Annotated in this window: 8 protein-coding genes; all 8 read right to left on the reverse strand. The window is 42.9% G+C overall.

Features of this window, described 5'->3' with window-relative positions; genetic code table 11:
* Nucleotides 1-82 precede the first annotated feature (82 nt).
* Nucleotides 83-1279 (reverse strand): ROK family protein, encoded by a 1197-nt coding sequence (locus ACRRSW_RS12010; RefSeq protein WP_432459455.1) that lies wholly within the window; start codon nt 1277-1279, stop codon nt 83-85.
* A 30-nt stretch (nt 1280-1309) separates the two neighbouring features.
* On the reverse strand, nt 1310-2311 hold the full coding sequence (araH, locus tag ACRRSW_RS12015) for an L-arabinose ABC transporter permease AraH (protein ID WP_432453002.1): 1002 nt from the start codon (nt 2309-2311) through the stop codon (nt 1310-1312).
* Nucleotides 2308-3813 carry an ATP-binding cassette domain-containing protein gene (locus tag ACRRSW_RS12020; RefSeq protein WP_432459456.1) on the reverse strand — a complete coding sequence of 502 codons (1506 nt, stop codon included), beginning with the start codon at nt 3811-3813 and terminating at the stop codon, nt 2308-2310. Before ACRRSW_RS12020 ends, araH begins: the two co-directional genes overlap by 4 nt.
* A gap of 50 nt (nt 3814-3863) precedes the next feature.
* Nucleotides 3864-4856: an arabinose ABC transporter substrate-binding protein gene (locus ACRRSW_RS12025; RefSeq protein WP_432453000.1), complete on the reverse strand. Its 993-nt coding sequence runs from the start codon at nt 4854-4856 to the stop codon at nt 3864-3866.
* A 252-nt stretch (nt 4857-5108) separates the two neighbouring features.
* Complete coding sequence (locus ACRRSW_RS12030; protein ID WP_432459457.1) at nt 5109-8387, reverse strand: DUF5107 domain-containing protein; 3279 nt, start codon at nt 8385-8387, stop codon at nt 5109-5111.
* A gap of 585 nt (nt 8388-8972) precedes the next feature.
* Nucleotides 8973-10121: an HNH endonuclease gene (locus ACRRSW_RS12035; protein ID WP_432459458.1), complete on the reverse strand. Its 1149-nt coding sequence runs from the start codon at nt 10119-10121 to the stop codon at nt 8973-8975.
* Nucleotides 10122-10820, reverse strand: a complete 699-nt coding sequence (locus tag ACRRSW_RS12040) for an OmpA family protein (RefSeq protein WP_432459459.1) — start codon at nt 10818-10820, stop codon at nt 10122-10124.
* Entirely contained in the window at nt 10820-12586 is a 1767-nt protein-coding gene (locus ACRRSW_RS12045; protein ID WP_432459460.1) for a hypothetical protein, read from the reverse strand. The genes ACRRSW_RS12040 and ACRRSW_RS12045 overlap by 1 nt, the downstream gene beginning before the upstream one ends.
* Nucleotides 12587-12589: the final 3 nt, after the last annotated feature.

Genomic DNA, 12589 nt, shown 5'->3' on the forward strand with positions numbered 1-12589 from the left:
GGCGGTAATGTTGAGCTTTTGGGGCTATTTTTAAGCCTTACGGTTGGTGTGTTTTATCGTAAAGATGAGATGTATCAAGTCACTAAAAGTCTTCCAATATTTTTTCGATAAACAAGTATCCAATTCCCTTGAGTAACTCTGTATCACTCAAATCTCCAAATCGAATACTGGCTTTTTGTTCTTTAACCGAGGCTACATTGTCTTCAAAAGGATTGAAATGAGCTTGGTCCTTAACCAGAGCTAACCACTGCTCGCCTAATTTTCTGGCTTCGCCATAAATAACGATATCATTCACACTCATCGTGACCAAAAAATTATAAATACTGATCCCCAATGTGCTTGCCGCTTTATTACAGACGCGACGAACCAGCGGATCGTTTTCAAAATACCGTTGAACCGCTTGCTCAAATTCCAGCTCATCGAACTGGTACAACTCGTCAGAAAATCGGTTTTTTATTTGTTTTCTAATATCTGCCAACATGGCTTTAGTTGACGATATGGTTTCCAGACATCCATAGCGACCGCAGCCACATTTTCGACCATCTTGATCAATGATTGAATGGCCGATCTGTCCGCTGCCATAAAGTGGCCCTCTAAATATTTGATCATCAATCAAAAATGAAGAGCCAATCCCATAATCGACATTAATCACGCAAAAATCACGAACATGCTCGGGATTGGTCCACTTCTCCGCCAGAGCCAGCATTACACAGTCGTTATCAACCGCCACTTGAGTCTCTAATTCAGCTTCGAGAATATACTTAAAATCAATAGGACTATCCCAAGGTGCTTGGGGCATAAACATTGAAGTACCAGCATGGACATCTACCTGACCATGCAGAGCCAAGGCAATTTTTAATTTACCAACCGCAGCCGCGTTAGCGCACTGCCGATATGCCTTAATCACCAACTGCACCAACTCTTCGGGAATGGCTGGCGCTATATACCACTCACGCAGCTCAAGTAGCAACTCCATTTTACCATTAACCACTAACGCGGATATTTTACTGGGCGTGATGTGTATACAAATGATTGGACTGGATTTGTGAGATATTTGATACACACCGCTAGAGTTACCTCTTCCGATATGCTCGGTATGTACATGCTCTACCCAGCCCTTGTCTTCCAAAAACAGTAAAATTTTACTAATGGCAGGTATACTCAATTCAAGTAAGCGAGACAGGCGTGACTTACTTAATTGTTGGTACTGAAAAAGGAGCCTAATAATCAACTTTGCGTTATAAGTTCTCACCGACTGATTATTCATGCCTTTCAGCATTTTAGACTCCTTGCTCATCCACTAAATAAGTTACCCTCTTTCGGCTAATCGTTGACGATATTGGTCTGCGCCAACTGCAAGCAACAAAATACCACCGCGTACTAAGTATTGGTAAAACGAGTCAATATTAAGCAGGTTCAGTGCATTTTCCACCGTTCCCATAATAAGTACCCCGACCGCAACCCCAACAATACTGGCCTTCCCGCCGTTTAGCGATACACCGCCCAGCACGCAAGCCGATATCACACTCAGCTCAAAACCTAAGGATGCGTTGGGTTGGCCACTGGTAATACGCGACGCCAGTATGACACCTGCAATGGCACAAATTGCCCCTTGTATCGCAAAATTGGCAATTCGAACTTTATCAACATCCACCCCGGCGAGTTTTGCCGCATCAGCATTCCCACCCACTGCTAAAGCATTTCGCCCATAAGCGGTATTTTTCAGCAAGAAGCCAAATACAATAAAGCACAATATAGTGATCACAATTGGCGTTGGTACTCCCAGAACCGTCGACTGGCCTAACATAAAGAAGTTCATGTTAACCACGCCTACCGCATTCCCACCGGAGATAATATAAGCGCCGCCGCGGACAATTTCCATCATCGCTAAGGTTGCGATAAGCGCATTCACCCGAACTTTGGTCACAAAAATACCATTCATGAGACCGATGAAAATACCCGCGACAAGCGCACCAAAGATCCCCAAGATAAAGCTATCGCTGGCATTCACAATGAGTGCCGCCAATACGCCATAAAATGCGACCTGAGAGCCCACCGATAGATCAAAATCTTTCGATGCGAGGCAGAACATCATCGTACAGGCCACCATGCCAATTTGTGAAATTGAAAGCCCAAGGCCCACCATATTCCTCAGTGAGAAAAAGTAAGGGACAAATATTGCCAGTGCAATAAACAACAATATGTACACCACAATAATATTGAAGTTCTCACTACTGCGGATCAACGACCAAGTCGAGGTTTTTGCCGGGCTAGACAGATCGATCTGGGCCGTTTTATTTAAAGCGGTCATGCGCTCATCTCCTGTTCAGGGAAAGCTTTAGAAAGAATGCTTTCTTCTTGATATTCTTCACGTTTAAATTGGGCCGATATCTGATTTTCTCGCATCACATACAAGCGATCAGTAATGCCCATAATCTCGGGTAACTCGCTGGAAATCACAATAATCGATATTCCCTTGTTCGCTAATTCGTATAACACGTTATAAATTTGGTTCTTTGCCGAGACATCAATGCCCCGCGTTGGCTCATCGACAATCAATACATTAATACTGGGCTCTGCCAACCAACGGGCAAGGATCACTTTTTGCTGGTTCCCACCGGATAAAAATTGGATCTCTTTCTCTAAAGATGGCGTTTTAATATCCAGCCGTTTTACAAAGCGTTCCGCTTCCGACAACTCTTTAGCAAGATTAAGGATCCCACCGAACCGCCAGAAGTTTCGGCGGCTACTGACAGTGATGTTCTCCCAAACCGAACGAAAGGTGATATTGCCCTCTTTTTTGCGATCTTCAGAGCAATACAAGATCCCCTTTTGAATCGCCTTTTTAGGCGTTAACGACGGCAGCTTACAATGATTGAATGAAGCACTGATCTGCTGACTCGATATCGCGCCAATGATCGACTTCATCAATTCGGTACGGCCCGAACCAACCAAGCCAAAAAAACCTAGAATTTCACTTTTACGAACATTAAATTCAACGCTTTGAGGAAACTGATGGCTATGAATGCTGTCCAGCGAAAAATTAATTGCTCCGAGTTCTCTTGGGGAATAGTTATACATATCGCCCAAGTTACGGCCGATCATTTTTTCAATAATGGTTTTGCGATCAATTTGTTTCAAATCGTCATAAGAAATCACATGCTTCCCGTCTTTCATCACGGTGCACGAACTACATAAGTCGAATATCTCCGCCATTCGGTGTGAGATATAAATCAGGATCCGACCTTCGGCTTGTAACTGGCGGATCACTCTAAACAGAACTTTGGTTTCGGCCGACGACAAACTGCTGGTCGGTTCGTCTAATGCAATAATATTGGCATTTAATATCAGCGCTTTGGCTATCTCCACCATTTGTTGCTGACCCATCGATAGCCCACTCACTTTATCTTTGGAAGAAAAGCTCAAGCCAAGGCTTTGCAACTGAATGTCGGCCTGTTGATTCATCTTTTTCCAATCAATTTTTCCCCGATGTGACGGAAAGCGACCCAAAAAAATATTCTCTGCAACACTCAGTTCTGGAACCAATTGCAGCTCTTGATGAATAATAGCGATACCGCCTTTAATCGCTTCACTGGGAGAACGAAAGTTGACGCTTTGGTCGTTGATGGCCACATGTCCCGAGCTCGCTGGGTAAATTCCCCCAAGTACTTTCATCAAGGTACTTTTGCCAGCGCCGTTAGCACCGATAAGACCGTGAACTTCGCCATGGCCTATCGAGAAACTAATGGCGTCGAGGGCTTTCACTCCGGGAAAGTTTTTAGATACATCGCAAAATTCGAGTTTGTTATTCATTCACACAATCCTTGATGAAATCGGGGTGAAACACCCCGAACATTGTACAATTACAAACCTAAACTTTTACGCACTTGTTGATAGTTATCTCGGGTTGCCAGATACCCTGAGGTATAAATTAACTTCTCAGGCTCTACTCCATTGGCGATCCAGTTATACATATTGATCGAGGTTTGATAGCCATGTGCTTTGGCACTTAAAATAATGGTCCCGTAGAATCCGGTAGAAACAGGCTTGCGGAATTCATTAATCGCTTCTTCGGTACCGTTAATACCAACACCAATAATGTCCGATGAAGCAATTCCGTTCCCTTCTAAGGCCCGAACGCCACCGATCACCACTTGATCATTCATGCCATAGACAATCCATTTTTTAAATTGGCCTTTCTGGGTGATTAAACTATTCGCGGCATTAAATGCTTGTTCGGTATTATCGAGTCGATGCGGTGCTTCAAACATATTGGCGGCTGGGTAGTTTGCCTCGTTTAAAACATCAGTCGCCCCTTTGGTTCGTTGGTAAGCAGTTGGTAGCTGTTTGTAGGTGAGTGCCATCGCCGCCACTTCGTTGCGGTCCCAGCCACGCGCATCTATTTCGGCCAATAAAGCGTCCCCCACTTCACGTCCGATGTTATAAGCAGAAATCCCCATATGAACCACATCTTCAATGGGATTACCTTTGCCATCAATCAGTCGGTCATCCACCGACATTAACTTGAGTCCGTTTCTGTTGGCAGCAGCAACAACGGCTGGACCTAATTTTACATTAGGGACACACACAATCACCCCATCAGCCTGTTGAGTGCCTAAGTTGTCCAACGCCGACATCAATTTTTGACCATCTTGCGCGCCAATTTTAATTAACTCGAAGCCTTTTTCTTTGGCCGCTACCTCTGCAAACTTCCATTCATCTTGGAACCAGCCTGCTTCGGGTTGTTTAACAATAAAACCAATTTTCTTTTTCGCTTCAGCAGCTGCGCCTAAAGACATAGAGCAAAGCGATGCAGTTAGTAATGCGGTACCAATTTTTTTGTAGAGTATATTCATAATTTGACCTATTTTAATCACCCCAAATGGTAATGCGTTCAGCCCTTGTTCAACTGAAATTCACACATTTCACGTCGTATTTTATATTTATAAACTGCCGTTATTGTTTAACAGCTATCGTTATTATTCATGCTGATGTTAATGTAATGTTTGCTATATATTGTGAAGTTCAATCACGCTATATAGTAATCTTTGTTTAGTATTAATGTCCCTCCTCATTCGCTTTTAAAAAACTGCAATAGAGTTGGCTTATTAAACACAAGCCGGCAATAACAATGGATAAAGGCTTTCGATCAGACTGATCTTGGCGTGCCCCGGCTCCAATTGAAGAACCGCTAATCGGTCTTGGTTTGTTTCTGCGACACCACTATTGCTAAGTAGACAGCAGCCAAGTGATGCCAAATAGCGAATAAACCGACAATGAATTTGATGGTTTTTAGCAATGTCGCGATCAAATACGATCAGTTCTGGCAGCGACACCGCAAAAAAGTCCTCAACAACTGGGTCACTCAAGTGCGCATCGGCCCAGCGCTTCATCTCGGTGAAACGCGCCAGTGCTTGCTCTCGTTGACCACACTTGGCTAAGGCTAGTGCCTGAAAGAAAAGGTAATCGGCTGGTTGATCGTTGTAGTAACGGCTTTCGCTTAAGCTGGAACAACCGAGCATCGCTTTTTGCCAACACTGCTGTGCGTGCTGTAAATTTCCTCTCCATTCAGCAACACAACCTAACAAAAAATAAACATCATTGTCGGTTTGGCCTACCAGACGACCTTCGCTGAGGTTATCAGGATAAGCAAAGGCATCGGACAACGCTTGTTCGGCTTCGGCGTAGTCTTTATTCATCATCAAGCTGCAAGCTTTTCGGATCAGCGCATTAATGTATTGACCGGTTATTTTCCCCTCGCCCCCCTCCCAAGGATGAAACTTTTTCTGTTGAAGGACTGAAAAAGCTAACTCATGACGCCCTTCAATATTGAGTAAGCTGATCCATTCCGCAGTTAAATCATCTCGCTGCAACACCACATTTTGATGCAGATCCAATGCCTCGAGACGCTGTTGCGGTGAATAAGCGGCCAGCTTTCTTAAATGGTCGAGTTCGAACAAAACCCTCGCATCGCTTAAATCTAGCGCCCAAGCATAGGACATATGGCTAATCGCGTGTTCATAATCCCCATGTTTATTAGCGTGGTACACCGCCAAGTTACGATGACAAGCTTTAAAACTAGGCCTATTGGATAAAGCTGTCTCCCATAACTTAACCGCTTTTGCGTAAGACTTTTTCGCATAGAAAAAACAACCTAGCAGATAATCGGCAAAGGGCTGACCAGCTAACTTGCTTAATGCAAGGCACTCGATAGGCGTATTCGGAAACAATACATTTTGATTAAATTGTTGTTCCGCCAGCGCCAACAAGGCTTGTGGATGCTGTTCACTTAATCCCGCTTTGATGAGCAAGGCATTTGCCCCTGCCGCATCGATTAAATCGATGGCCTGAATGGCTAAGTGAGTTAAGCCTAAAGAATGATACAAACCGCTCACATGAACCGCATTAGCTTGTCTGCCCTGACACAGCGTGATAAATCGCTGCTTCGATTCATGAGTTTGTTCAAGCCGGTAACGCTCCATAAATAGCGCGTAACCCAATGGAAACTGCTGAATTGCCGATTCGATATGCGCCTTCGCTTGTTGCTGGTGGCCCAATGCGATCAAAATCGCAGCTTTTACAAACGCGGCCTGGTAACTGGTTCCGTTGAGCGCTAACGAACGATTAATTTCATCCAATGCGTCTAAGTAACGCTGTTGAATAAATGAGATCCGCGCAGCCGCCAACAAACCGCTATCACGACAGTTGCCACTCCAAGTCGATTTATAATAATCGGCATAGGCCAAATCCAACTGACCCAGTTTTTCATGTACACAAGCCCGAAGAAAACTAGCGCGGCCGCAAGCGGGGTTCTTATTGTAACGATGCACTCGTTGGAGTGCTTTATCGAGTAAGGCCAATGCTTGTTGGTAATCGCAACGGTCATACTCTTGATGTGCCAAAGCGAGATTGCAGCGATAATCTAAGGGGTCTCTGGCCAAAGCTTCTAGATAATAGGCTTCTGGCTTACCACTAGCATGATGATACTGTTCTAAGTGTTGTCCAATTAAATACAGCTCGTCGACGGACAACACCTCCTTAGGTGGCAAAGGCGCATCGGCGGGATCTGGAATAGCCTGATCCGAAGCCCTGTGTTCCTGATAAACAAGCACCTTTTGACCATTCTGAGTAGTCACCGTGATACTTAATCGCTCATCGGCAGAATAATCCAAGGTTTGTAAATACACCTCGCAAGGCTCAAACGAGAACACTTCATCAACCAAGATCTCTTCATCGTTACGGATCACTACCCGTGCATGTTCAATCTTCGAGATAGCATATAGTCCCCACTGCACTTCATCTGCATCACGTTGCAGCTTTAATGCAACATCAGTATTGGCCTGATGCACCATGCCAAGTTGACTATAAGGAAGGAAGTTTTGTACGAAGATCTTCTCTTCGTTGGGATCGATCCAAGTAAAATCAGGCTGATTATCGGTAAATACACCAGTCATTAACTCAATGTAAGGGCCACTGCTATCGGTGAGATTTTTATCCCAAGCGAGGCCAAAATCGCAATTTCCCCAGGTCCACTGCTTTTTCCCCGGAGACAAATGATGGTTAGCGATATGTAAAAGGCCACCTTGTTCATGATGGCTATAGGCTCCCACAAAATCGTAATCGGAACCAGCAGCCATATAAGAGGTCGGTACTGGCAGGTTTTTATATCTGGATATATCGGTACCCGGCGAGTAATCCACCTTATAATAAGTGCCCTTAGCTATCGGGAATTCACTCACATCGCGCTTGCCGTGATCATAAACTGCCGTAACATCGGGCGGGAAAATGCTTTGATGATCGTCGCCGCCTTTCACCGCTGGGTTAGACCACCATAGAAAATGCCGAGGCACAGCATTACCGTTATACACTTTACCCGTGATCTCAATAAGCGCCTTATCGGGATAAAGCTTAAAGCCTGCACTTACTTGTAAGCCATACATGTGCTCGACTTCACCCAGCCATACTTCTGCGCTACCATCGTTCAAGCTGCGAATATTCACATCAACCGGCATATAAGTGGTAGGCCGATGATGTTGCGGCCAGTTAAATTCAATCCCGCCAGATATCCACGGACCAACTAATCCAACCAGCGCCGGTTTTACCACCTCGTTGTAGTAAACAAAATCTCGTTGATTGACCTTATCGTAAGCGCGATGAATGCGACCACCGAGCTCTGGCAACAGCATTACTTTGATATAGTCATTTTCTAAATAGATGGCTTGGTATTCTTGGTCGACCGCTTGCTCGCGAATCGAATCAATCACCCCGTAGGGATACACTGCCCCAGAAGAGCCTTGGTAAACCCGCTTCTCAAGAAATAGTGGATTGGGATCCACAGAACCGGTGGGGTATGTTGGCAAAACAATTGTCTCTGACCATACATTCACGCTATTTCCCATACATATGCCTCAAAAGTACACGCTTCTAATTAAAAATAATGAAGATGCGGCAAGCTTATGCGTTATTTGAAATGAATTATTTTGAATGCTTCACGCTGTTTAATAATCTGAGTTTACTAACAGCGTTTTGGAATCAAGCGTATTGAGGGCTCGCTATTACTAAACTTGCTGAGTGGGGTTCGGTAGGTCATTCGCTAGCTTACTTGCCGAAGCAAGAAATTTAAGGTCATTTCGCTAATTGAAATAGATGTCTGCTTGTTTCTTCCATTAGAGTATTTAACTCCAAAGATAAAGAATGATTTTAATCTGTTAAATAAATCCATAAAAATGACGCCCTTAAGCGTCTTTTCATTTGAAAATGGCGACAGATGAGTTAAATCTGTAACTGTTTGTAATTTATACAGATAAAAATAAGGAGACTAATAAAATATTACTTTGAGTATTACTTTTAGCAAAATTTAAAAAGTTTATCCTACCCTCAACTACCCAAGAAACCCCTGAACAATTTACCATAATCGCCAAAACCCGAGTCCATCATTCCTTGTTCGTGATACTTCCCTTCTGTCACTTAATCTACCTGACCTTTGCCTGAAATATTTCAAACTCATTTAAGGCATCAAAAGCAGTAAATACATTCCATCCATGGTTTCGCAACACTTGTGCATTTGCCATGTTGATTAGCACTGCAACCTTCCTTCTTGGCCAGCAAAGGTCGATAGCAACCATGTTCCCATTATCGCTAATTACGATACCTAGTTCTGCACCTGGTAATCTTGTTGATTGACACTTTTGAAGCAAACCATCTAAAGCACTATCAGCACATTCTCGAAGATTATTGTAATCAAACACATCAAATTTATTCTGTTCTCGGCGTAGTTGGTTTATTTTTAATACACTTTCATTACTGATATACAAGTGCCCGTGATGAGGTTGTTTTTTGTGGCAGTCGGCACATAGCGCTCGTAAATTATCACGGTGATTATTAGCTTTATTACCGTTGATATGATGCACATGCAATAGCTTAGAATCATGAGTCAAATCTACACCACATTGTTCACAGGTATAATCGAGTTCATTTCTAACTTTTGATGAAATGGACGGCCAATCTGCTGTATAATCACTAGATTGAAAACCAACTGTCGACTTAGGTAATGTCTTAAAGTAAGAACTATAAGTTTCAAAAAACTTTGAGTAAGAAAACTCTTTTATAAATTTAGTTTTATCCCCCCAAGTCAAATTCGGGAAGTTTCGATGATTGAGCAAACATAAACAATTCTGACAGACTGCTAAATCAGCTTCCTCTTGAATCTCTTTCTGAGTGTGGTAATCAATACCAAACACAGGAAAAGCCCCATCAATGCGACTAATTACATCATATCGGTCATTGAAACGTCCTCGTTCTCGCATGCCGATGATGGTTTTGCATTCAGCAACATGAACTCTTTTTGCACCTTTACCTTTACCATCAGCCATAACCATAGAAATATTACTACCTTGGTCAGGTATATAAAGCATCACTTGATGGCCGTCGTAATTTAGAATTCCGTTAGAACCATCAATATCACCAAGCTGAATATCCTTACCTAATATCAGCCCTTTGATTAAATGACTTCCAATACTTTCTAATTCATCTGCACGACTCGTTATTGAAAAGTCAGTCACCACTCGACCAAGTGGCGCAACAGCACGGTGCAGAGCACTCAAATCAACAGTAAGCTTCACTTAGTTGCTCTCCAATATCCGCTTAATCTGAATATCAGCATTAGTAATGGCTCGAAAAGACACTCGACGAGACATAGCAGCATCTTCAACACCATCATGAATAATCGCACGAGACGATGAAAAACCAACGGCCGCAATATTCGCTTTAATCCAATTAGCCTCATCAGGCATCAGGGCATAACCGTACTCTAGCACTGAGCGAGTTCGCCCTTGTGACAACCGCATGTTATAAAAGTAAGCCTGCGTTTCTGTAGAGCCGCGTAAGCCAACACTTGATGTGTGTCCTTCGATCCTTATTTCATCTAACGAATCTCGGTAAGGTGTTAAAACCATAATATACCGAGGGAAGAAATCATTAAGAATCGCCTTATAAGCTTCACTTAATTTAGTTTCATTGTTAGCAAATAAAACATCCGGCGATTGAAAGTTAAATGCTAAGGTCTCTTTATCAATGGTTGCGCCCCATTTAGAGAGGTCTTTTGCAAACTCGGTCTCTAGTGCTTCAAATATCGCGACCTGATTTTCCTGATACGCGACAGCCACATTCTTAATCTTGTCGTTTTCCTTTTGGGTGATCATCATGAAAACAATGGCAATAAAAAGAAACACCATCATCAAACCAGCCATTAGATCAGAAACTGTCAACCAGTGCTCACCACTATCCTGATTGACATTTCTCGTGCCAAATATCTTGTCCATTAGGCTACTCGCTGGTTCACAACTTCATTCATTGCTTGGGTTAATTTCACATAGTCTTCAACGAATTTGCCACTGACCTGGGCCAATGCCTGCCCCATCTCATTCATCACTCGGTTTATTTCCTGCTGCATCGCCGAATCAATAAGCTTAAGTTGTGAGTCAACCGCCTCACCGGTTAAACCAACTTGCTGCTTAACTTGCTCTTCCATCGCATCAAATGTGCGCTTAGCTTGATTAATCTGTTGTGTCGCGGCGTCATCAATCACTTCGTTCAATCTTTGCTGCAATTTATCAGCTGACTTAATCACAGTATCACGAACATTTTCAGTATCGGTAACCAGATTTTGGTTCGCCTCTTTCATGGTTGAAGTAATATCTTTGGCATCAACAACTAGTTTTTCAATCATGTCGCGCATAGTGTTATTAAGATCGCTTACCGCATCTTGAAGATGCTGCTTTATCATTTCAGTCTGCGATTGAAGGTGATCTGAACTCGTCTGTAAACTCTGGTTCGTACGAGCCGTGTTATCAGTAAATTCATTGGCAGCGGTATCGATATTTTTACTGATCAGTTCAGAGCTTTCAGTTAACCGTGTACCGACACTACTAATGCCTTTTTCAGTTTCACTGGCAAATTTTTCAAGCAATTCGTTAGAGGTTTGTACATGCGCCTTAATGTAGTCATCAGACTCTATGAGCAGTGACTTGTAATGTTCACTGGCAGTTGAAACCGCAGCCGAAATATCATTCACCGTATTTTGAACTTGCTCTCTGATCTCTGGTACCGCTTTAACCGCTTCATCACGCATCGACTTGAAGGCTTCTAGATGGTGCTCTAATTCAGCTAATTGATGCTGATTCACCTCCATAACACCTTTCAACTCACTCATTGATTCAGGGATCACCTTGCTTTGCTCACTAATGTGCGCAACCGATGATTCAGTAGCCGTTATAGACTCAACACCTTGAGCATATTGCAGTTGCATTTGCTCAAGTTGAACCCGATAGTTTTCTTGCCAATCAACTAACTTATGTACCGCCTCGTTAAGCAGTTTAAAGTTTTCACCAAACTGTTCAGTGAGTTTATTGTTAAAATCTGTAATTACCTGTTTCAGCGCTTCAATCACTTGTTCGGTAGCTGATTTTGATAATGTATCAGCAAAATCTTGCAACTTAAGCCACAGCTTTTCTGAAAACGCATCAAATTTCTCTTGTTGTTGAACAGCATGATCTTGAGCATTTTTTACAGAGATTTTGGCGTTATCATTAATGTCGCCACGAAGAATTTTTAACTGACCAAACAAAGTAAACTCTTCATTACCGACAATCGCGTCTTTAAGTATTTTAGTTTCAGCAACTTGCGCTTGCATGGCCCCAAGAATCGCCTCTGGTGTTGCCAGCGAGATACTCTCTTCAACTTGCTTCGGCTTTAAGAATGAAAACGTCAACAGTGTTTTAAAAATCAGCGATAAGAGAATACCTGCCAAACTGGTGATAAATGCTGTTTTTAGTCCTTCTAACAGTGGCGGAATACTCGCTTCTATATCTAGCTGATTAAACTCTAGTAAGCCCAGCACAATGCCTAAAAACGTACCAAAAATACCCATAGTGGTTAATAGTGTTGGCGCATATTGCACGAACTCAACTTGTTGGGCTTTTTTGGTGAACCAAAGGCCGAAGCCAAATACAACTACCATAGCAACTAATATACTGCTATTAACCACGCCAGTATTAAACCCGCGTAATAGACTTTCTAATGTTTCCATATT

Origin of the sequence: Agarivorans sp. QJM3NY_25, from assembly GCF_050870875.2 — a bacterium.
Classification (GTDB): Bacteria; Pseudomonadota; Gammaproteobacteria; order Enterobacterales; family Celerinatantimonadaceae; genus Agarivorans.